The sequence below is a fragment of the Streptomyces sp. NPDC006435 genome, from assembly GCF_040612315.1.
In the GTDB taxonomy this organism is placed as follows: Bacteria; Actinomycetota; Actinomycetes; order Streptomycetales; family Streptomycetaceae; genus Streptomyces.
Window position 1 is genome coordinate 36,889 of record NZ_JBEXPY010000027.1, and the last position, 21,079, is coordinate 57,967.

Sequence of the window (21,079 nt, forward strand, 5' to 3'; positions counted from 1 at the left end):
CGAAGACTCAGCATCCTTCCGTGGCATACGCGTTGGCCCAACTGACCCGGATGTGCCTAACTGCCCTCCCGCCAGGCGCGCCACAGCCGCGCGTACTGGCCGCCCAGGGCCACCAGTTCCTCGTGCGTCCCCTCCTCCGCCACGCGCCCCGCGGACAGCACGGCGATCCGGTCCGCCGCCATCGCCTGGGTCAGCCGGTGTGCCACGAACAGCGTGGTCCGGCCCGCGCAGGCGGCCGAAACGGCCCGTTCCAGCTCGGCGGCGCCCGCGCTGCCCGCCTCCGCGGTCGACTCGTCGAGCACCATCACCGGCGAGTGGCGCAGCACCAGCCGGGCCAGGGCGATCTGGGCGACCCTGGTGACGTCCAGGCGTTCGCCGCCCTCGCCGACCACGGTGTCCAGCCCGTCGGGCAGCAGCTCGACCCACCGGTCGGCACCGACCGTGCGCAACGCCTCCGTCAGCCGTCCGTCGTCCGCGTCGGGCGCGGCGAGCCGCAGGTCCTCGGCGAGCGGCCCCGAGAACACGTGCGTCTCCTGCGTCAGGATGCTCACCAGGGCCCGCGCCCCGGCCTCGTCCAGACCGGCGAGGTCGTGCGGTCCGATGCGCACCGACCCGGCCTGCGGGGTCCCGATGCCGGCGATCAGCGCGGCGAGGGTCGACTTGCCCGCGCCCGTCGCCCCCACCAGGGCGAGCGAGCCACCGGCCGGGATGGACAGGTTCACGTCCCGCAGGACCGGTTCGTCGGCGCCGGGGTAGCAAAACGTCAGCCCCTCCACCGTCACCGGGTGGGGTGCGGCGTCCGCCGGGGCGACGGCCCCGTCGCCCACCAGCCGTTCCTCTGCGGGCTCCCCCAGCACCCCGACCAGCCGGGTGAGGCTCGCGCCCGACTTCTGCGCCTCGTCGAAGGTGAACATGATGGCGCCCAGCGGGGTGAACAGCCGGTGGAACATCAGCGGGGCCGCCGACACCTCGCCCAGGCTGGCGGCGTCGGCCTCCAGCAGGGCGTAGCCCACCACGAGGATCAGGACCAGTCCGATGAACTCGGCGCGGTTCTCCCGGCCGACGAACCGGCCGAAGAGCCGGAACACCTCGATGCCGAGCTCGCGCACCCGCCACGACTCGTGGGTGACCTTCTCTCGGACGGCGCCCTCCAGCCGGTGGGCCCGTACCGTGTCGATGCCGTTCAGACCGCTGATCAGTGCCTGCGCCCGGTCGGCCTGGGCCACCCGCTGCTTCCGGTAGAGCGGCGCGGACCGGGGCAGGTACCAGCGCAGGGCCAGCCCGTACGCAGGCAGCGCGCCGGCTCCGGCCAGGCCGAGCCGCCAGTCCAGGCCGAACATGCCGGCCGTGGCGATGAGGACCAGCACTCCCGCCGAGAACACCGTGGGGACGGCCGTCCTCATGCCCTTGGACAGCACGGCGACGTCGTCGCCGACCCGGGACAGCACGTCGCCCCGGCCGACCTGTTCGACGCGGGCGCTCGGCATTCCCAGCACCGCGCGGACGGCGCCCTCCCGCAGCCGTGCGAGCAGGTCCGCCCCCAGCCGTCCGATCAGGTACGTCGATGCCGCGGTGGCCGCCGCGCCGAGCAGTGCGGCTCCCGCCATCCACACCCCGATCGTGACCAGGACCGAGCGGGGTTCGCCCCCGACCACACCGTCGACCACCCGGCCCAGCAGGAGCACCGGGAGCACCTGGAGCGCCGCCCCGGCCACCGTGCCGAGGAGGGTGGCGGCGGTCAGCCACGGTGTCCGGCGGCAGTGTGCCGCGACCCATCGGGTGGCCTCGCCCCCGGTCGCCGTGCGCAGGGTCGCCGGGGTGGCCCGGGTGCCGGTGGCGCTCACGCGGCGACCGGGCCCGGGCGCAGGCGCGGCGGTTCGTGCCTCATCCCCGGCCGGCCGATGCGACGAGCTCGTCGATCGCGTACGGCAGGGACAGCAGGGTTCCCTGGGACATGGCGGCGCCGACCGCCGGTCCCTCGCTGTCCAGCAGGTAGGACACCTTGCCGTTCTTGACGGCGGGCAGGTTGGTGAACAGTTCGAACTTCTTCAGCGCCGCCGTGTCCGCCTCGTCGTTGATGACGAAGATGCGGTCGGCGTCGACCAGGTCGACGCGCTCGGGGGACAGCACGGTGAAGAACTTGCCGTCCGCGGCCTCGTCGATCCCGGTCCGGTAGGTGAAGCCGATGCCCGTCACCAGCCGTCCGCGCACGTCGGTGGAGGTGAACGGGGCGAGCGAGTCCTTGTACCAGGACAGCGCGACGGCGGTCCGGCCCCTGAACTCCGGGTGCGCCTTCCCGGCCGCGTCGAGCTTGTCCTGGATGCCCCGCACCAGTTCGGTGCCCTCGTCCTCCTTGCCGAGCGCCTTGGCGATGTGCACTGCGTTGTCCTGCCACGGGGCGCTGAAGGGTTCCTTCTCGCCCTTGGTGCGGCCCACCGTCGGGGCGATCCTGGAGAGCTTCTCGTAGGCGGCCTCGTCGATCTCGGAGTAGACCGCGATGATCAGGTCCGGCCGCAGGGCGGCGATCTTCTCGTAGTTGGGGCCCTGGTCGCCGTTCTTCATGACGACCTCGGGCCGGGTGTCGCCCCACTTGTCCTTCACCCAGGGCCACTGGGTGTTGATGTCGGGGGACCGGCCCGCCGGGTTGGGGTACTGGTCGACCATGCCGACCGGCTTGGTGCCGAGTGCCAGGACGGCCTGGTCGTCCGTGTAGCCCACGGAGACGACCCTTCGGGGGGCCTCGGTGATCTCCGTCGATCCGAACGCGTGCTCCACGGTGACCGGGAACGTGCCGCCCGCGCCGGCCGGGGCGTCGTCGCCCTCCTTGTCCGCCGAGCCGGACCCGCACCCCGCGAGGAGGCCGAGACCGAGGACCGCGGCGGACAGGACCGCCGCCGTCCGCCGCCATGGCCCCATGGGCCCCGTTCGATGGAGAAGCATCCAGAACCCCTTGCTCTCGGGCTGTCCACGGCGCCCCGTACAAGGGCGGTCACACCTTGGCCCAAATGAGTGAGGCCAGCCTATCCTAACTTCCCAACTCACCTTTATTTCAACCGAGTTGAAGTCACATATTCATCCGATCTCACCGGCTCGGCGGTTCGTCGCCGCGTCCCGCGAGGGTCAGCCCGCCGGGCCGGACGTGGGTGCGGCCGATCGGTACGACGAGCGGCCGGCCGCCCACCGGGTCGTCGATCACCTCGGCGCGCAGCCCGAACGCCTCGTTCAGCAGCTCGGCGGTGATCACCTCGCGCGGGTGCCCCTGCGCCAGGATCGATCCCGCCCGCATCACGACGAGATGGTCGCTGTAGCGCGCGGCCAGATTGAGGTCGTGCAGCACCATGACCACGGTGCGCCCCGCCTCGTGCAGGTCGTCCACCAGGTCGAGCACGTCGACGGCGTGCGCCAGGTCCAGATAGGTGGTCGGCTCGTCCAGCAGCAGCAGGTCGGTGTCCTGGGCCAGGGCCATCGAGATCCAGACGCGCTGGCGCTGCCCGCCGGAGAGCGAGTCCACCGGACGGCCGGCCAGTTCGGACACCCCGGTCATGGCCAGCGCGCGTTCCACGACGCCGGCGTCGTCCGACGACCACTGCCGCAGCCAGCTCTGGTGCGGATGGCGTCCCCTGGCGACCAGGTCGGCCACCGTCAGCCCCTCCGGCGCGACGGGCGCCTGCGGCAGCAGCCCGAGCTTCTTCGCCACGTCCCTGGTCCTGAGCCCGGCGATGTCCTCGCCGTCCAGCACGACCGTCCCCCCGGTCGGCCTGAGCAGCCGTGCCAGGGTGCGCAACAGGGTGGACTTCCCGCAGCCGTTGGGGCCGATGATCGTGGTGACCACCCCCGGCGGGATCGCCACGTCGAGACCGTCGATGACCGCCCGGCCGCCGTACCCGACCGTGACGCCCCGGGCCGCCAGCCGCGACGTGCCCCCGGCCGTGGTCCCGTCCTCCGCCCCGGCCCCGGTGATGAACTGAGTGGCCACGGGCCTCCCTCCTTCGAGTTCTCTCCTACGCATGTGCCGTCCGCCTCAGATTCGCCCGCACCAGCAGCCAGACCAGGAACGGGCCGCCGATCGCGGCGGTGACCACGCCGACCGGCAGGGTGATCGGCAGCGCCGTGCGCGCGACCAGGTCCGCGCCGATCAGCAGCAACGCCCCCGTCAGCCCGGAGGCCACCAGCGGTGGCGTCGGGAACCCCGCCAGCCGCATCGCCACCTGCGGCGCCACCAGCGCGACGAACGGAACCGGGCCGGCCGCGCTCACCGCCACGGCGGCCAGCAGCACCGCGCACAGCAGCAGCACCGCCCGCACCCGCGTGTACCGGACGCCCAGCCCGGCTGCGATCTCGTCGCCCAGGTGCATCGGCCCGAACTGGAACGCGGCACCGGCGACGACGGCCACGAGGACGAGCGCGCACCAGAACGCCACCCGGACCTCGTCCCACGACCGGCCGTCCAGCGAACCCACCAGCCATGCCTGGGCCCTGGCCACGTCCCTGATGTCGGCCGAGACCAGCAGCCAGGTAGTGATCGCCTGCGCCACGGCGCTCACCGCGATGCCGATGAGGATGAGGCGGAAGCCGTCGATCCCGCGCCGCCACGCCAGGAAGTACACCAGCAGCCCGGTGCCGAGACCGCCCGCGAGCGCCGCCGCGGACAGGCCCACCGCGCCGGTGACCACCGCGGCGGCACCGCCCGACGCGGTCACCAGGAACACCGCGACCGCGCTCGCGCCCCCGGTGATGCCCAGGACGTCCGGACTGGCGAGCGGATTGCGCGCGACGGACTGCGTGATCGCCCCGGACATCCCCAGCGCGATCCCCACGACCAGCCCGGCCAGCGCGCGCGGCATCCGCAGATCCATGATCACGAACTCGTCGACCCGTTCGCCCCGGCCGAGGATGGTGGCGATCACCCGGGGCAGGCCGACGGGGAAGTCCCCGACCGCGATGGAGAGGCAGAACACCAGAAAGGTCACCGCCGCCAACACCGCCGTGACCAGGACGAGTCGGGGCCGCCACACGAACGACACCGCGCCGATCCGCACCCCCGGCGCCACTCCCGGTCCCGTCCCGGCCCCGCTCGGACCTGCTTCCGCCCCGCTCGATCCCACGTCCGCCCCGCTCATGTGTTCCTGAACTTTCCGCGCCACACCAGGACCGCGAAGAACGGGGCACCCAGAAGAGCGACCACGACCCCCGCGTCCAGTTCCCCCGGCCGCACCACCAGGCGCCCCACGATGTCGCAGACCAGCAGGACGACGGAGCCGAGCAGGCCCGCGTACGGCACCAGCCAGCGGTAGTCCGGGCCGGTCAGGTACCGGGCCACATGCGCCACCATCAGCCCGAGGAACGCGATGGGGCCGCACGCCGCCGTGGCCGCGCCCGCCAGCAGGGTGACGGCGACGATGCCGGCGGTCCGGCTCAGCGCGATGTTCACTCCCAGCCCCCGCGCCACGTCGTCGCCCAGGTTGAGCAGGTTGAGGGCGGGCAGGGTGATCAGCGCCGACACCGTTCCGATCGCCACGAAGGCGGTCACCGGCCAGATGACGTCGAATCCGACACCGGCCACGGAGCCCGCGTTCCAGAACCTCAGCGCGTTCAGCGACTTCTGGTCGGACAGCGCGACCGCCGTGGTCATCGCCGCGAGGAACACCGTGATCCCCTGCCCGGCCAGGGCGAGCGTCAACGGGTTGCCCGCGCCCCGGCCGATGCTCGCCAGGCCGAAGACCACGACCCCGGCGACCGCCGCCCCCACGAAGGCGAACCAGACGTACTGGAACGGGTCGGCGAACCCGAAGACCGCGATCACCGACACCACCGCGAACGAGGCACCGGCGTTCACCCCCAACAGGCCCGTGTCGGCTATGGGGTTGCGCGTGTGCCCCTGGATCAGCGCCCCGCCGATGCCCAGCGCGAGGCCCGCCACGACCGCGAGCACCGTCCGGGGCACCCGCACGGTCTGCACGATGAGCCCGATCTCGTTGAGCTGCCGGTCGGAGCCGGGGTCCGCGGACAGCCCGTGCCAGACCTCGGCGGGGCTCAGCGCGCGGGCGCCGACGGCCAGGGACACCGCCGCCGCGAGGACGAGGGCGGCCCCGAGCACCGCCAGCCCCACGGCCCGCCGCCGGCGGACCTCCGTCGGGCCCTCGGGCCTCGGGCCCTCGGGTGTCGGGCGCTCAACCGCAGTGGTGCGCATGTCGATGTACGTCATTCCTTCGATCCACCGGTGGTACGTGGGGAGTCGGGTGCCCCGCTCCCGGGGCGCGGTGTCCGTGCCGTCGACGGGTCCGGGGCCATGGCCTAGCGGGCGGTGGCGCCGTCGGCGACCGGCCGGGCCTCGTCGGAGGCGGACTTGACGCCCCGGTCGAGCAGCGAGTCCAGGATCTCGCCGACCCGTATCGCGGTGTTGGACAGCAGGGACGTCGTGATGCCGTGCGTGTGCTCCGTACCGCCCTGCAGATAGATCCCGCAGCGCAGGTCGGGGTCCGTCGCGACGCGGTAGTCGCGCTCGACCCGGACCCGCCCCTCCTCGTCGCGCAGGCAGTGGTCGGCGACCTCGCCGAGGAGGCCGAGGGGGTCGGCGGGACCGTAGCCGGTGGCGAACACCACGACATCGGCGTCCAGATGCGTCTCCTCGCCCGTGACGAGGGACTTCACGGTGGCGCGGACGTGGTCGGGCCGTTCCTCGACGCCGGTGACCCGGGACACGTTGAGGAAGCGCAGCCGCTCGGTGCCGAGGACCTTCTCCTGGTACACCCGCCGGTACAGGTCGTCGATCAGATCGATGTCCACCACGGAGTAGTTGGTGTTCCCGTGATAGTCCATCAGCTGTTTCTTGACGCTCTCGGGGGCGGCGAAGTAGTCGTCGACGGCGTCCGGGTCGAAGATCCGGTTGGCGAAGGCGCTGTCGTCGGCGGGGCTGTACCCGTAGCGGGAGAAGACCGCGCAGACCTCGGCCCGGGGGAAGCAGCGGTGCAGGTGGGCGACGTTCTCGGCGGCGCTCTGCCCGGCGCCCACGACGATGAACCGCGAGGGCGACGTGCCCTCCAGCGCGTCGATCTTCCGCAGCAGGTCGGAGTTGTGCCAGATGCGGTCGCCGCGTTCCACGCCCTCCGGCACGAAGGGGCGCAGCCCGGTGCCGATGACGAGGTTGCGGGCCCGGTGGACCTCGAGTCCCTCCTCCGACCTGACGGTCACGTCCAGGTGTTCCACGACGCCGTCGTGGACGAGGGGCGTGACGGCGACGACCTCCCGGCCGTAGGAGACCATGTCGTCGACCTTGGCCGCGGCCCACTCGAAGTAGTCGTGGAACTCCACCCGCAGCGGGAAGAGGTTCTTGTGGTTGATGAAGTCGATCAGCCGGCCCTTGCTCCGCAGGTAGCAGAGGAAGCTGAACTCGCTGGCCGGGTTCCGCAGCGTCACCAGGTCCTTGAGGAAGGACACCTGCATGGTGGCGTCCTCGATCAGCATGCCGCGGTGCCAGCCGAACCCCGGCTGCCGTTCGAAGAAGTGGGCGGTGACCGGCTCCCGCCCGCCGACGCGTGCGTTGTGCTCGCCGAGCGCGATCGCCATGGCCACGTTGGAGGGGCCGAAACCGATGCCGATGAGGTCGTGGACCGGTGGTGCGTCGTCGGGAAGAGCCTGTGACATGTCACTCCCATCGCTCGGGAAAGCCGCCTGTCCGGCATGGAGGAAGGTGTGCGGGAGACGGGCACGCCGACGGAGCGGCCCATTTGAACTTAGGTGAGCCTAAGCTAATTGCATGACGCTGTCGACAGGGCCGACGGGACAATCGACCGCTGACCCGTCATCAACTTCGGCTCAAAACTGCCCTGTTGCCAACTAAGGTAAGCCTCGCTTTACTTGCTTCGGTCCGTCCCTGACCGAGGAGGAACCCATGCGAGTCGTCATGTTCGGTTACCAGACCTGGGGGCACCGCACCCTGCGAGCCCTCCTGGACTCCGAGCACGACGTGGCGCTGGTGGTGACGCATCCCCGGAGCGAGCACGCGTACGAGAAGATCTGGAGCGACTCCGTCGCCGACCTCGCCGAGGAGCACGGCGTCCCGGTGCTGATCCGCAACCGTCCCGACGACGACGAGCTGTTCGAGCGCCTCAAGGAGGCGGATCCGGACATCATCGTGGCCAACAACTGGCGGACGTGGATCCCCCCGCACGTCTTCGGTCTCCCCCGCCACGGCACGCTGAACATCCACGACTCGCTGCTGCCGAAGTACGCCGGCTTCTCGCCGCTGATCTGGGCCCTGATCAACGGCGAGACCGAGGTGGGCGTCACCGCGCACCTGATGAACGACGAACTCGACGCCGGTGACATCGTCCGCCGGGAAGCGGTCCCGGTCGGCCCGACGGACACCGCCACCGACCTCTTCCACCGGACCGTCGAGCTCATCGCCCCGGTCACCATCGGAGCGCTCGACCTCATCGCCTCCGGCCGGACCGATTTCACCCCGCAGGACCGCTCCCTGGCGAGCTTCTTCCACAAGCGGTCCGCCGAGGACATCCGCATCGACTGGAACTGGCCGGCGGAGGACCTCGAACGCCTGGTGCGGGCCCAGTCCGAGCCGTACCCCAGTGCCTTCACCCACCACCGGGGCAGGCGGCTGGAGGTCCTCGCCGCGGTGGTGTCCCAGAACCGCTACGGCGGTACGCCCGGCCGGATCTTCTACCGCGAGGGCGACGGCGTGGTGATCGTCGCCGGGGCCGACGCCCGCACCGGCCGCAACCGCGGACTGGCCATCACCCGGGTGCGGACCGAGGACGGCCGCGAGATGCCCGCGACGGAGTACTTCACCTCCATGGGCGGCTACCTGACCGGCCGCCCCTGACACGCCTCTCCGGGCGGACGCAGCCGACCGACCACGTCCCACCCACCCGTCCGGTGGTCCCGGAGGCCGCCGGAGTGCCGCCCGGGTCCTTGCCGCCCGTGGAGGTTTCCGCCACAGGAGGCGAGACGGCCGGGTCACTGGTTCGCTGGATGAGTCGGCCCGTACCGAGCGGAACGGCAGAGCGATGCCGGACGAGGGGCCGTCGCGTCAGAACCCGGCCTCTCCCGGGCACCGCAGCGAGGAGGGACAGCATGCGTGCACTCACCTGGCAGGGGCGTCGGGACGTGCGGGTGGAGACCATCCCGGACCCACGCATCGAAGAGTCCACCGATGTCGTCGTGCGGATCACCTCGACCGGGATATGCGGTTCCGATCTGCACCTCTACGAAGTGCTCGGGCCGTACCTGGACCCGGGTGACGTCCTCGGCCACGAACCCATGGGAGTGGTCGAGGAGGTCGGCCGCGACGTCACGGCGTTGCGGGCGGGAGACCGCGTCGTGGTCCCCTTCAACGTCTCCTGCGGGTCCTGCTTCATGTGCGACAGCGGTCTGCACTCGCAGTGCGAGACCACCCAGGTCCACGAACAGGGCACGGGGGCCGCGCTGTTCGGCTACACCAAGCTGTACGGACAGGTGCCCGGCGGGCAGGCGGAACTGCTGCGCGTTCCCTTCGGGAACACACTGCCGATCAAGGTTCCCGAGGGGCCGCCCGACGACCGGTACGTCTACCTGTCCGACGTGCTGCCGACGGCCTGGCAGGCCGTCCGGTACGCGGCGGTCCCTCCCGGCGGAAGCGTCACGGTGCTGGGGCTCGGCCCGATCGGCGACATGGCCACCAGGGTCGCCCGTCATCTGGGCGCCGGGCTGGTGATCGGAGTCGACCTGGTGCCCGAACGGATCGCCAGGGCCGCCGCACACGGGGTCCAGGTGTTCGATGTGAACCGTTGCGGCAAGGACCTGCCCGATGCGATCCGGCAGCTCACCCACGGCCGGGGAACCGACGCCGTCATCGACGCGGTCGGCATGGAGGCCCACGGTGCGCCCCTCGCGAGGACCGCTCAGTGGGCCACCGGCCTCCTGCCGGACCTGGTCGCCCGCAGGCTCATGGAACACATGGGTGTGGACCGTCTCGCCGCCCTGTACACCGCGATCGACGTGGTGCGGCGCGGCGGCACCGTCTCGCTGTCCGGGGTCTACGGGGGCGCGGCGGATCCGCTGCCGATGCTGACCCTGTTCGACAAGCAGATCCAGCTGCGGATGGGGCAGGCCAACGTCAGGCACTGGGTGCCCGAGATCCTGCCTCTGCTCGACGACACGGACGTGCTGGGCGTGGACGGCTTCGCCACCCACCATTTCCCGCTGTCGGACGGCCCGAAGGCATACGCGATGTTCCAGGCCAAGGAGAACGGCATGGTCAAGACCCTGTTGCGACCGTAGCCGCAACGAGCCCGATGCCGATCCCCGGAGTTGAAGAACCACCGGTGTACCCGCAGCCGACTGGTCCATGTGACCGATCCGTGCTCGTCGGCCAGCCTCGGGTCCTGGTCCTGGTCCGCGAGTTCCACGGTTCAGCGATTCAGCGGCCGAGCGCTTCGCGCAGTTGTTGCTTGTTCATGGACGAACGACCTTCGATGTGCTTCTTCTTCGCCTCCTCGTACAGCTGATCGCGTGTGGGGCCCTGGGCCCCGCTGTGAGAGCGTTCCCCACCACGCCGGGACGAGGATTTCGGGTCGCGGGTGGAGGTCCTGCTCGACGTGCGGGCCTCACCCGACCGCGCGCGTTCCTTGTTCACCACACGTGCGGCGAGCTCTTTCGCCCGTTCCTTCGAGGCGCCGCGCTTTTCGGCGCTCTCCTTGACGTGCTCGTACTGACGCTCACGCTTTTTGTTCGATCCGGCCGGCATGGCAGCTCCTGGGACTGGCCGCGATCACGAAATTCGGGCCGCGGCGACGGGAGGGGAAACCTCTTCCCATTGCACGAGTGATGCCTGTGCCACGCCACAGGAACTCGGGCCCTGGTCAGGACGATCGTTGGGCCGATCACGTGGTCGCAGAACGCCGGGAGCGAGCCGCGGCGTGTCCGGCCCTCCCTGCGGTCCCTGGCATCGCCGCCCCCACCACACCGCGCCGATGCCCCTGGAAGGAACTAATTTTGATAGGGAGAGCGAAATCCCCCATCGGAGGATTCGTCATGACTCACCGAAGCGGTAAGGGCAGGATCAAGGGCAAGACGAAAGAAGCCGCAGGCAAGTCGGCGGGCGACCGGCGCAAGGAGGCCGAGGGCGGGATCGGGCGGGCCGGGGCGGGGCGAAGAGGATGAGTGGTGTCCTCGACCGCACCCCGCCGCAGGTACCACCCACCCACCGGCCATGACCGCCCTTCCGTCACATGACCGGAGACAGCCGACGGGGTGGGAAGAACCGCCTGACAAGGCCCGTCCGGCCCCTGGGGGATCCGGCCCGCTCGTCGCTTCGGGCCACGAGTCCGTTTCACACTGCGCGAGGTGGCCGGCCAGGGCTCCGGAAAGTGCGCGGCGATGCCCGCGGCGAGAAACCGGTTCCGTCGCGGTGCGATTCCTGCTCGATGCCCACGAGAGGGTGAATCACCCATGACCGAAGGAAACAAACTGTTGCTCGCCGCAGCGGTGGCGGGCGGCTATGTCCTGGGGCGCACCAAGAAAGGGCGCCTCGCCCTCACCGCAGCGTCCTACCTGGTCGGCCGCCGACTCGGGGTCGACCCACGGAGTCTCGTGACCCAGGGCGCGAAAAAGCTCGCGGAGATTCCGCAGGTCGCGGATCTGGGCGACCAGCTGCGCGGGGAACTGATGACGGCCGGCCGCGAGGCCGTCTCCGCGGCCGCCGACCGCCGTCTCTCCGCGCTCGCCGATTCCGTCCGGGAACGGACCCTCCGGCTGGAGAGCACCGGCGACGAGAAGGACGAGGAGGAATACGCGTCGGAGGAGGACGAGGAGGAGGAAGAAGAGGACGAGGAACCCGAGGAGGACAAGAAGAAGTCGCGCAGCCGCAGTTCGCGCGGTTCCTCGGGACGGAGCAGGAGCCCTGCCCCGAAGAAGTCCCCCTCCGGTCGCGCGGGAGGCGGGGGTGCCGGGAAGTCGAGCGAACGCAAACGGGGAGCGGCCAAGAAGACAGCACCTTCCGGGAAGCCCCCGGCGAAGGGGAAAACCACCGGGAGGACCGCACCGCGGAAGAAGGCGGCTTCCACCGGGAAGAAGGCATCGTCCCGCACCGAGCACCGAAGGTGACCAGTCATGACACAACGGCAGCAGGAGACCGCGGAGTCGGGGCTGGACCGGCTCCGTGACGAGCTGACGGACTACCTGACGGCCCGGGTCGGAGACCTGGCGGAGCGGGCGAGCGACAAGCTGTTCGACGTGACGGACCAGTTGACCGACGTCGCGGCCAACGGCGGATCGCTCTCCCGGGTGGGAGCGGGCCTCCTCGGCGGTGATTCCCCCGTCAAGGCGGTTCTGTCCGGCACGGTGAAGGGCGTCAAGGACAAGCTCCTGGACAAGGTGAAGGGCTCCTCCGGCGACGGTGGGGGAAACGGGCCGGGCGACCGGAAGGTCACCAACATGGTTGAAGTGATCGACGTGGGTGTTCCCCTGCGCACGGCCTACGACCACTGGACGCAGTACGAAAGGTTCAGCGAGTTCACCAAGGGCGTGCGCAGCGTCTCGGCGTCCGACGAGACGACAAGTGACTGGAAGGTCAAGGTGGGCCCCTCGACCCGGGGCTGGAAGGCGACCGTCCGGGAACAGGTGCCCGACGAACGCATCGTCTGGAATTCCGAGGGGAGCAAGGGCTCGACGCGGGGCGTCGTGAGTTTCCACGAGCTGGCCCCCGGTCTGACCCGCATCGTGCTGGTCGTGGAGTACTACGCGTCCGGGCTGTTCGAGAAGACGGGAAACCTCTGGCGCGCACAGGGCCGACGGCTGCGGCTGGACCTCAAGCACTTCCAGCGCTACGTCAGCCTCACCGACAAGGCGCCCGAGGGCTGGCGGGGCGAGATCCGGGACGGCGAGGTCGTACGGACCCACGAAGAGGCTGTCGAGGATGAGGAATCCGGGGAAACGGACGAGGAGGACGAGGAGGAAGGCGAAGAGGGCGGGGAGGACGAACCGGATGAGGGGCCGGAGGCGGATGAGGAATGGGAGGAGGACGACTCCGAGGAAGCCGAGGAAAAGGAGGAATGAGGCGCCGGTCCGGCCCGGACGCCCCCGGCTCCCCCGCATGACTCCGCTGCCCCCGCAACCACCGGAGTGGCACGGCGGCGCCGGTGGGCGGTCGCTTCACCCATCGGCGGAAGTCCGGGTCCATGCCCTCGGAGAATCGTTCCTGGGGCTCATCCGGGGCCCGGGGGCTCATTCGGGGGAGGCAACAGGGTGCCGAGCGGGCCGAGGTCCAGGTTGAGGTCGCTCATCGAGAGGTCGTACCGGGCGCAGAGTTCGTTCATGCGGTCGTACAGGATCATCAGTGTCATCCCCAGCCGTTCCTCCTGTTCCTCCGTGAGGTCCCCCGCCTCGACCCTTCGCAGGGCCTGTCGCTCCATGAGCTGCCGCAGCAACTCGACGAGGGTGAGGACGAGTTTGATGAGGTCGCGTTCCACCGTGTCGGGGTCCGCGATCACCCTGCGGGCCGGTGGCCGGAGGCCGTTCGGTGTGCCCTCCCCCGGGGCGGGCAGGGACCGGAGTGCGCGGTCGGCGGCTTCGGTGATCTCGCCGAGGCGGCTGGGGGGCCGGTGCTCCTCGCCGGTCATCGTCGTCTCCTACGGGTGCGGTCGGGTGTTCCACGGTGCGGGGTTCTGCTCGCTGATGGAAACCATCAGGGTCCGCAGGGATATGCGTACGAGGTCGATGTCGGCGATCGACAGCACGATGTCCCCGGTGAGGACGGCGCCTCCGCCGAGCAGCCGGTCCAGCAGGTCGATGAGAGCCACCTGCCTGTCGGGAAGCGGTTCCTCGGGAAACGGTTCCCGACCCGCAGGGTCCGACGGACCGCCCACGGACCTCACGGCGTCTCCTCCCGGTCCTCCGGGCCATCGGGGGCGGCGAACGAGTACGGGGCCCACGGGCCCGTGATCTCGATGTGCACGCCCGTGAGTCCGTCCGCCGCGCATGCGACACCGGTCCGGAATTCCTCGGTGTGCCGCAACGGGACCAGGTAGGCGTCGTTGGCGACGTTCTCCCCCGTCCGGGGCGCGATGCCGCCCTGCTGCGGGCGGTGCCTGACGCGGCCGACCGCGTAGGGCCGGGCAGCGGACTCGATGCGTTCGGCTGCTTCTCCGGCGTGGCGGTAGATTTTCTCGCGGGCGGCCCGCTGGGTCCTGCGGCGGTTCAGATAGGCCCGTCCGGGGCTCGGTTCCCCGGCGGGCGACCGGGTGGCGGGGGGCTGGTCCGTGGGTTCGTCGACGAAGACCTTGACGCCCCACTCGGCGTGGGAGGCCAGTTCGTCGAGCCGGGAGTCGAACGCGTCGCGCCGGCCCTCCAGCACGGACCGCACGCGCTCGTCGTCCAGGTACACCGTCACCAGCCGGAGCGGCAGGACGGTCGTCCGTTCCGCGAGCGCCTCGACCACCCGGTGGTGGGCGCGGGCGGTGGCTTCCAGCCAGTCCAGGTCCTCCAGGTGCGAGCGCAGGGCGTCCTCCCCGAATTCGCTTCCGGAGACCGGGCTCACGGCGGCCGCCAGGCCGTCGCAGGATTCCGAACGCACCAGGTGGACCGGTGCCCCGGACACCCCGGAGAGACCCGTCAGCGCTTCTTCCAGTGCCGGGGTGTCCCGCGCGACCGCGTACGCGTAGCTGACGACGGCGGTCATGGCTCGTCCCGTTCGTCGGCCGGGTCGGGCCGTTCGTCGCGGGAAGGCACGTCGGCGGGCTCCGCGCGCCCGTCCGTCAGCGCCCCCGTGTCCCGGCGCAGCGCCTCGACCTCGGCGCGCAGGCGCCGGTTCTCCTCGGTGAGCGAGCGGTACCCGTCATGGGCACGTGAGGACAACGACGGGTCGTGCTCCCACCAGTCGATGCCCATCTCCTTGGCCTTGTCCACCGAGGCGACCAACAGGCGCAGCTTGATGGTGAGCAGTTCGATGTCCAGGAGGTTGATGCGTATGTCGCCCGCGATGACGATACCCTTGTCCAGGACCCGTTCCAGTATGTCGGCGAGGTTGGCCGAAGACTGCTGGGCATAGGGGCCGGTCCGGGACGGCAGGTCTCCCAGCCTCCTGGCGACGGGTTCGCTCACGGTCGCCGCACCTCGATTCCCTGGTTCTCCGGCACGTCGGCGAACGTGCCGGTCCGCGTTCCCTCCGGGCCGTGGGGGCCGCGATCAGCCGGTGCTCCCCCGGATACGGGCCCTGATCTCGTCCAGCCGGTCCAGCAGTTCGTCCTCACGCCGGTCGAAGGTTTCCTCATCGATCTCTCCCGACAGGAGCTGTCGTTCGAGGCCGGCGAGTTCCCGCTCGACCGGACCGGGGTCGTAGTACTCGTTCTCCGCCGCGTCGACGACGCGCTCGATCACCCATGCCGCTCCGCGCACGGGCGCCAGCGGAAGGGTGACGAGCTGGGTGAGCAGTCCCATCGCATCTCCTGGACGAAGCTGTGGGCGGCTAGACGAAGCTGTAGGCGGCCAGCGGACCGCGCAGTCGCAGCTCGTGGTCGGGGCCGAGTTCCTCCACGAGGCCCCGCTCGGCGGCGAGGAAGGGCTTCTCGTCGTCCCGGGCCACCAGGAAGGACACATTGAGGAAGTCGTCGCCCGTCGGCTGCGCCACGTTGTGCTCCCGCGCAAAGCCGCCCAGCGCCTCCACGATCGCTTCGGCCGTCCGGTTCTGTCTTTCCCGCACTTCCCCGGCCACCAACTCACCCAGTGCGAGGGGTAGTTGCGGACCGCCGAGGCCGCTCCTGATCTCTTCGTTGAGCCTGCGCGCCTCCTCGGACTCCTGGAGGATCCGCCGCAGCAGCGCGTCCTCGTCCTGGGCGACCTTCAGGTTGTACTCGACACACCCTTCCAGTACCCGGAGGCGTTCGAGGAGTTGCTCGGTGCGTTGCTCCAGCACCGCTCGCACCGCGTCGTCGTCCGTCGTGGTGAAGCCGAACTGCAGCGGGAGAACCGTGCCCTCGGCCATCAGGTGTTCCTGGACCGCCTGGTGGGCGGCGAGGTCACGACGTTTGGGCCGCAGCCCCTCCGGGGCGTCGCTGACGACCGCGGACAGCTCCGCTTCGTGCACGGTGCGGAGCGTCGTGGGCGGATCCCCCACTCCTACCAGGCCGTTCAGCCGTTGTGGATGCGTCCTGGCGACGATGGCGTAGACGTACACGGCCATGGCTCACTCCTTCCGGCGCCGGGCGGCGGGCCGGCGTCGCGGCCGCTCCCGTCGCTCCTCGACCTCCTCGGCCTCCTCCTCGTCCTCGTCGTCCTCACTCCCACTCCCCTTGAGGGCGTCGCTCAGGACTTCGGCCGCTCCGCTCAGGGCGCCCTTCGCCTTGCCGTGGGAACCGCCCTCGGTCACTTCTCCGACCAGGTCGGTCAGCTGGGAGGGCGCCTTGCGCCCCGATTCCAGGTCCAGGCGGTTGCACGCCTCCGCGAAGCGCAGGTAGGTGTCCACACTGGCCACGACGACGCGGGCGTCGATCTTGAGGATCTCGATGCCCACCAGGGAGACCCGTACGAAGACATCGATGACGAGGCCGCGGTCGAGGATCAGATCGAGGATGTCGTAGAGGTTGGCGGAGCCTCCTCCCCCCGTGGCGACGGGTCCTCCGCCTTGCGGCACCACAGTCATGGGGTGCCTCCCTTCAGTGGCTCGCCCCGGTCCGGGACGGCCGTCTCGTCCTTCCTTCACGTGCCGGCGGCATCCGGTGTTCAGCCGCTGCGGTCAATCTGTCCCCGCGTGTAACGGCGAGTGCGTTCGTACGCCACCAGCTCGCCTTCCTCGTCCAACAGCACCCGGTAGCTCGCCATGATGCTCGTGGTGCTGGGAACGCGTTCCAGTTCCAGGACTTCTATGTCCGCCTGCCAGCCGTCGTCGGTCGGTCTGACCGCCGATACCGATTCCGGGGCCCGGCCCAGCAGTCCCCGCAGCTGCTCGGCCGCGCGTCGCATGGCCTGTGGTGCGGAAACGCCGTGGGCGGCCTGTCCGGTTCCGCCCTTTCGGTCCTCGTCGGATCCGTCGCCGGCCTTCCTGCCCGTCTTCTTGCCGGAGGGGCGCCGAGGACGTCCGGTCTCGTCTTCTTCGGCTGCGACCATGCTTACTCTCCGAAAGCGGAGACGACATGTTGCCCTGTGGTGCCCGCGTCGCAACGCGAGGCACTATTTCATGGTATAGGCCTTTTGCCGGAGTCTCGCTCGCAGGCGGAATCGGGGCCCGGACATATCTCGCCGGGTGGTGCCCGCTCACCCGCGGGTGATGCCGACGCACTCGTGGACGGTGGTTCGCAGGCTGCCCGTACGGCGCAACAGCTCGCGCTGGGTCCGGGCGCCCGTCCCCCGCGCCAGGAGGGATCTCAGCGCTTCTTCGACCCGGTCCAGGTCCCCGTGGGCGTCCAGGGCCTCGCGAACGTGCTCCAACAGGGCGTCCACCACTTCCGGGGCGGGTCGGGGTCGCATGGTGCGGGGGTGGAGCAGGCCGTCCTCCAGCCCCCACCGGCCGGCCTGCCAGGCGGCCATCCGCAGGAGCCCGGCACCGAACCGGGCCGGGGGTTCACCGGCCCGCCACTGGCGGGCCGCCGTCTCCACCAGACCACGGACCAGAGAGGCGAGCAGGGCCGTGTCCGCCGGATCGAGGCAGACGTCGGCCACCCTGATCTCGACCGTGGGGTAGTGGTGCGACAACCGTGCGTCGAAGTAGACCATCCCCTTGTCGCGCAGCACCCCGGTGTCGAGCAGTTCCCGCACGTGCGCGTGGTAGCGCTCGGCGGTCCCGAACGTCTCCACCGGGCCGGCCGACGGCCAGCGGTCCCAGACCCTGCTCCGGTAACTGCTGTACGAGCTGTCGCGGCCCTGCCAGAAAGGTGAGTTGGCGCTCAGGGCCAGCAGGACGGACAGCCACGGCCGCGCCCGGTCCAGTACGCCGATGCCTTCGTCGTCCGAGGCCACGGCCACATGGACATGGCATCCGCAGGTCAGCTGCTCCTGCGCGGTCAGGCCGAATCTCCGTTCCAGCCACTGGTACCGCTCGCCCCGGCCGATCGACGGGCTGACGGGCAGCGGCGACGTGGCCAGCGCGACCACGGCCGCGCCCGAGTCCGCGGCGTGTTCGGCGGCCTCCGCACGACAGCGGAGGATCTCCTCCGTCAAGTCGTGCATCGAGGCCTGCGGCGTCGTGGCGAACTCCAGCTGCTGGCGGTGGAGTTCGGATTCGAAGGCGGAATCTCCCCGGGCCCGGCAGTCCGCCCTGGCCAGCACCGCCGTCGACAGGGCCTGGGGCTCGCCCTTCTCCGCGTCCACGAGAAGGAGTTCCTCCTCGACACCCACGGTCCGCACGACACCGTACCTCCGCTCGCAGATGCCTTCTCCAAGCATCCACCGGAATCACCCCCGCCGCAGGTCCTGCCCTCAGGCGGCCACCGGTTCGAAGGGAAGGAATTCGTCGGTGCCGGGCTGCACCACCCCGTAGCTGCTCTCCGGCACCTCGTTCCAGAGGCCGGGCAGGTCCCCCAATGGTTCGGAAACCACCAGCCGCGTCTCGTCGGACACGCCCCCGAGGACTTCCAGGTCGGGGTGGAGCGCCCGCACGCTGTCCACCCGGCTGCTGTAGAAGAGCGACCTGGAGGCGCGGCTGCTGGAGTAACGGAAGGTCCACAACCGCTCCCCGTCGGCCACCGCCACCGTCATCTGGAGCGGATGCTCCACGCCCGCCCGCCGGCCGACCCGCTCGACGAAGCCCGCCATGCGGGCGACGGCGCCGGGCGCGTCCTGGTCCAGCCCGAACGTGACGGCCAGGTAGAACATCACCTCAGAGTCGGTGGAGCCTTCGAGCGCGGAGAAGAGCGAGGGGTCGACGGCGAGGGCGAGATCCCGGCGCAGCCTGGAGAAGTCGGTGATCGCTCCGTTGTGCATCCACATCCAGCGGCCGTGCCGGAAGGGATGGCAGTTGGTCTGCTGCACGGCCGTCCCCGTCGAGGCCCGCACATGGGCGAAGAACAGGGGCGAGCGCACGTGCGCGGCGATCTCGCGGAGGTTGCGGTTGTTCCAGGCCGGGCCGGTGTCGCGGATCACCGCGGGCGTCTCGGCGTGGGGCCCGTACCAGCCGATGCCGAAGCCGTCGCCGTTGGTCGTCTCGACGCCCATGCGTGCGTGCAGGCTCTGGTCGATGAGGGAGTGCTCCGGCTTGTACAGCAGGTCACCGAGCAGCACGGACTGTCCCGAGTAGGCGAGCCAGCGGCACATGAGCGGCCCCTTCCCCCGCGCACACGGACGTTTCCGGCGCATTGCCGCCCCCTCTGTTCACGGTACCGACCGCTGCCGGGCCCCGCTCGCGCGTCCCCGGGCAGCGGTCGGGAGAGCGGCTGCGGCCCCGGGTGCCGGTGGCACCACCGCGGGTGGGCCGGAGAGGCTGGCGCGGTGAGGGGCGATGGGCCGCGGGAGCCCGCCCGCACACGGTCCCGGCCGCCGAAGGCGGCGCCACGGCCCTCGTCGACGAGTACGTCGACCCGTACGGGGCCATCGGCGGGGAAGGGAGCGGGTGAACGGTACCGCTCCGGCGGCGGGGCCCACCGGACTGTTCGGCCCCAAAAGCAGTGCGCCTGCGCACAACCCCTGCGCACGCCTCCGTAACTCGAACGGGGAATTGTGGCCGTACAGGGCAGTGGGAAGGATTGCCCGCGGTGATCTTGCCCGAGCGGTTCCCGTCCGGCGACCGGGTTGTCGGACCCGCCCCCCGTCGGGCTTGTCCGCCGTCGGCCCCGGGCCCGCGCGCATCACGTCCGGTACGAGACCGGCCGCGCCCTGCCGCCGTGTCCCGCAAGACGCCCGAACATCTTCATGCCCCTTTCGGAAATCGGGTGTTCGACCATCCGATGACCGAGGAACGGAGAAGTGCCATGCCCTTGACGGCTCAGTACGTCGCCCAGGAGCTCGAGGCCGCGAACAAGGCGGGGGACCCGGAGGCCGACGAGCTCGTGTCGGACCTGATCGACAACCGCGAGGTCGACGGGGTCAACGCCCTGTTCCGTACGATCGGCACGCTCAAGCCCGGCGATGACCACTCCCATCTGCCCCCGAGGCTGGCCGATTTCCTGAAGAAGGCCGAGGCCGAGCCGCCCGGCTGGACCGCGGCGGACGTCAGGGCCGCGGAGAAGTTCTTCGACCGCCACCGCGGCGAGGTCTCCATGCTCCAGGGCACGGTCGGACTGATCGGCACCTATCTGTCCCCGACCGGGGCTTTCACCCTGCGCTCCACCGGCCGTCTGGGCGGTGTGAAGGGACCGGGGCGCCGTCTGTCGCAGTCCTCGCGTCTGTTCATCGACATGGACAAGAAGGGCGCCATGACGGACGGCACACTGGCCGCGAACGTCACCAAGGTGCGCCTGGTGCACGCCTCGGTGCGCCAACTGCACAAGAAGAGCGGCAAGTGGGACTACGCCAAGTGGGGCGAGCCGGTCTCGCAGAAGTACACGACCGGCGCCGCCTGCGTCTTCTCCACCCAGATCCTGCAGGCCATGGGCAACCTCGGCATCGACGTCTCCAAGGACGACGCGCACGGTTTCATCTGCGCCTGGCACTACGTCGGCCACTACCTCGGCACCCCGGACAAGTGGCTCCTGCCCAAGGACGCGGACGAGGTCGAGCGCCTGTGGAACCAGGAACGCGACAAGGAGTGGCAGAAGTCCGAGGACGGCGTCTTCATGACCGAGCAGGCCGTCGAGTACTACAGGAAGTTCCTGCCCGGCCCCTCCCACGACGCCTTCATCGCCATGGTCCGCACCGCGCTCACCGACAAGTACGCCGACATGGCCGGCCTGCCCAAAAGCGTCCTCGACCTCGCCGCCAAACCCCTGGCCGCCGGTCACGAGGTCGTCAGCGGTCTGGGAGGCGGCCTCTTCGGGGGCGCGGCGGAGAAGGCCACCGGGGTCAACCCCTACAAGGAGATCCTCGGTGTCGCGTCGAGCGCGTTCCGCGAGATGGAGCACTACGCGGTGACGCACGACCAGGACGACCAGCCCCAGATGCACCAGGAACTCGGCGACGACCGCTGACGGTGACGATCGACGGCTGACGGAAAAGGCACGCG

At 70.5% G+C, this 21,079-nt stretch carries 23 protein-coding genes; 6 read left to right on the forward strand and 17 right to left on the reverse strand.

Translation table 11 applies throughout. The features are described from left to right. Positions 1 to 56: 56 nt before the first annotated feature. The 6 genes from ABZZ04_RS24625 to ABZZ04_RS24650 all read right to left on the reverse strand — a co-directional run bounded on the left by ABZZ04_RS24625 (position 57) and on the right by ABZZ04_RS24650 (position 7,644). Complete coding sequence (locus tag ABZZ04_RS24625; protein ID WP_356934366.1) at positions 57 to 1,844, reverse strand: ABC transporter ATP-binding protein; 1,788 nt, start codon at positions 1,842 to 1,844, stop codon at positions 57 to 59. Between the two features lie 40 nt (positions 1,845 to 1,884). Continuing rightward, positions 1,885 to 2,940, reverse strand: coding sequence for an iron-siderophore ABC transporter substrate-binding protein (locus tag ABZZ04_RS24630; RefSeq protein ID WP_356934367.1), 1,056 nt, complete (start codon positions 2,938 to 2,940; stop codon positions 1,885 to 1,887). 142 nt (positions 2,941 to 3,082) lie between these two features. Continuing rightward, on the reverse strand, positions 3,083 to 3,976 hold the full coding sequence (locus ABZZ04_RS24635; RefSeq protein WP_356934368.1) for an ABC transporter ATP-binding protein: 894 nt from the start codon (positions 3,974 to 3,976) through the stop codon (positions 3,083 to 3,085). Positions 3,977 to 4,001: 25 nt separating this feature from the next. Beyond that, positions 4,002 to 5,120, reverse strand: a complete 1,119-nt coding sequence (locus ABZZ04_RS24640) for an iron chelate uptake ABC transporter family permease subunit (RefSeq protein WP_356934369.1) — start codon at positions 5,118 to 5,120, stop codon at positions 4,002 to 4,004. Then, positions 5,117 to 6,190 carry an iron ABC transporter permease gene (locus ABZZ04_RS24645; protein ID WP_356934454.1) on the reverse strand — a complete coding sequence of 358 codons (1,074 nt, stop codon included), beginning with the start codon at positions 6,188 to 6,190 and terminating at the stop codon, positions 5,117 to 5,119. Before ABZZ04_RS24645 ends, ABZZ04_RS24640 begins: the two co-directional genes overlap by 4 nt. A 104-nt stretch (positions 6,191 to 6,294) precedes the next feature. Beyond that, a complete protein-coding gene (locus ABZZ04_RS24650) occupies positions 6,295 to 7,644 on the reverse strand; it encodes a lysine N(6)-hydroxylase/L-ornithine N(5)-oxygenase family protein (protein ID WP_356934370.1) in 1,350 nt (449 codons plus the stop codon). A 247-nt stretch (positions 7,645 to 7,891) separates the two neighbouring features. Between ABZZ04_RS24650 and ABZZ04_RS24655 the strand changes: the two genes are divergently transcribed. Further along, positions 7,892 to 8,839 carry a methionyl-tRNA formyltransferase gene (locus tag ABZZ04_RS24655; RefSeq protein ID WP_356934371.1) on the forward strand — a complete coding sequence of 316 codons (948 nt, stop codon included), beginning with the start codon at positions 7,892 to 7,894 and terminating at the stop codon, positions 8,837 to 8,839. 251 nt (positions 8,840 to 9,090) lie between these two features. After that, positions 9,091 to 10,275: an alcohol dehydrogenase catalytic domain-containing protein gene (locus ABZZ04_RS24660; RefSeq protein ID WP_356934372.1), complete on the forward strand. Its 1,185-nt coding sequence runs from the start codon at positions 9,091 to 9,093 to the stop codon at positions 10,273 to 10,275. Positions 10,276 to 10,414: 139 nt separating this feature from the next. On the opposite strand, the gene ABZZ04_RS24665 is transcribed toward ABZZ04_RS24660, so the two are convergent. Then, complete coding sequence (locus ABZZ04_RS24665) at positions 10,415 to 10,741, reverse strand: plasmid stabilization protein (RefSeq protein ID WP_356934373.1); 327 nt, start codon at positions 10,739 to 10,741, stop codon at positions 10,415 to 10,417. Between the two features lie 287 nt (positions 10,742 to 11,028). Here ABZZ04_RS24665 and ABZZ04_RS24670 point away from each other — a divergent pair, with 287 nt between their 5' ends. From ABZZ04_RS24670 to ABZZ04_RS24680, 3 genes are all read left to right on the forward strand, one after another. Continuing rightward, entirely contained in the window at positions 11,029 to 11,157 is a 129-nt protein-coding gene (locus ABZZ04_RS24670) for a hypothetical protein (protein WP_356934374.1), read from the forward strand. Between the two features lie 288 nt (positions 11,158 to 11,445). Beyond that, positions 11,446 to 12,099: a histone protein gene (locus ABZZ04_RS24675; RefSeq protein WP_356934375.1), complete on the forward strand. Its 654-nt coding sequence runs from the start codon at positions 11,446 to 11,448 to the stop codon at positions 12,097 to 12,099. A 6-nt stretch (positions 12,100 to 12,105) separates the two neighbouring features. Then, the gene (locus ABZZ04_RS24680) at positions 12,106 to 13,050 is read left to right on the forward strand and encodes an SRPBCC family protein (RefSeq protein WP_356934376.1); all 945 of its coding nucleotides are present in this window, start codon (positions 12,106 to 12,108) and stop codon (positions 13,048 to 13,050) included. A 149-nt stretch (positions 13,051 to 13,199) separates the two neighbouring features. Here ABZZ04_RS24680 and ABZZ04_RS24685 read toward each other — a convergent pair whose 3' ends face one another. The 10 genes from ABZZ04_RS24685 to ABZZ04_RS24730 form a co-directional block, all read right to left on the reverse strand. Continuing rightward, on the reverse strand, positions 13,200 to 13,613 hold the full coding sequence (locus ABZZ04_RS24685) for a gas vesicle protein K (RefSeq protein ID WP_356934377.1): 414 nt from the start codon (positions 13,611 to 13,613) through the stop codon (positions 13,200 to 13,202). 9 nt (positions 13,614 to 13,622) lie between these two features. Further along, positions 13,623 to 13,859 carry a gas vesicle protein gene (locus ABZZ04_RS24690; RefSeq protein ID WP_356934455.1) on the reverse strand — a complete coding sequence of 79 codons (237 nt, stop codon included), beginning with the start codon at positions 13,857 to 13,859 and terminating at the stop codon, positions 13,623 to 13,625. A gap of 5 nt (positions 13,860 to 13,864) precedes the next feature. Beyond that, on the reverse strand, positions 13,865 to 14,671 hold the full coding sequence (locus tag ABZZ04_RS24695) for a GvpL/GvpF family gas vesicle protein (RefSeq protein ID WP_356934378.1): 807 nt from the start codon (positions 14,669 to 14,671) through the stop codon (positions 13,865 to 13,867). Next, a complete protein-coding gene (locus ABZZ04_RS24700) occupies positions 14,668 to 15,093 on the reverse strand; it encodes a gas vesicle protein (RefSeq protein WP_356934379.1) in 426 nt (141 codons plus the stop codon). The genes ABZZ04_RS24695 and ABZZ04_RS24700 overlap by 4 nt, the downstream gene beginning before the upstream one ends. Positions 15,094 to 15,177: 84 nt before the next feature. Further along, on the reverse strand, positions 15,178 to 15,429 hold the full coding sequence (locus ABZZ04_RS24705; protein WP_356934380.1) for a gas vesicle protein GvpG: 252 nt from the start codon (positions 15,427 to 15,429) through the stop codon (positions 15,178 to 15,180). 28 nt (positions 15,430 to 15,457) lie between these two features. Continuing rightward, a complete protein-coding gene (locus ABZZ04_RS24710; protein ID WP_356934381.1) occupies positions 15,458 to 16,171 on the reverse strand; it encodes a GvpL/GvpF family gas vesicle protein in 714 nt (237 codons plus the stop codon). A gap of 3 nt (positions 16,172 to 16,174) precedes the next feature. Then, positions 16,175 to 16,630, reverse strand: coding sequence for a gas vesicle structural protein GvpA (locus tag ABZZ04_RS24715; RefSeq protein ID WP_356934382.1), 456 nt, complete (start codon positions 16,628 to 16,630; stop codon positions 16,175 to 16,177). 80 nt (positions 16,631 to 16,710) lie between these two features. Next, positions 16,711 to 17,094 carry a gas vesicle protein gene (locus ABZZ04_RS24720; RefSeq protein ID WP_356934383.1) on the reverse strand — a complete coding sequence of 128 codons (384 nt, stop codon included), beginning with the start codon at positions 17,092 to 17,094 and terminating at the stop codon, positions 16,711 to 16,713. Between the two features lie 147 nt (positions 17,095 to 17,241). Further along, on the reverse strand, positions 17,242 to 18,369 hold the full coding sequence (locus ABZZ04_RS24725) for a glutamate--cysteine ligase (RefSeq protein WP_356934384.1): 1,128 nt from the start codon (positions 18,367 to 18,369) through the stop codon (positions 17,242 to 17,244). 33 nt (positions 18,370 to 18,402) lie between these two features. Continuing rightward, on the reverse strand, positions 18,403 to 19,236 hold the full coding sequence (locus tag ABZZ04_RS24730) for a class II glutamine amidotransferase (RefSeq protein WP_356934385.1): 834 nt from the start codon (positions 19,234 to 19,236) through the stop codon (positions 18,403 to 18,405). A 653-nt stretch (positions 19,237 to 19,889) separates the two neighbouring features. Here ABZZ04_RS24730 and ABZZ04_RS24735 point away from each other — a divergent pair. Further along, on the forward strand, positions 19,890 to 21,044 hold the full coding sequence (locus tag ABZZ04_RS24735) for an oxygenase MpaB family protein (protein ID WP_356934386.1): 1,155 nt from the start codon (positions 19,890 to 19,892) through the stop codon (positions 21,042 to 21,044). Positions 21,045 to 21,079 lie beyond the last annotated feature (35 nt).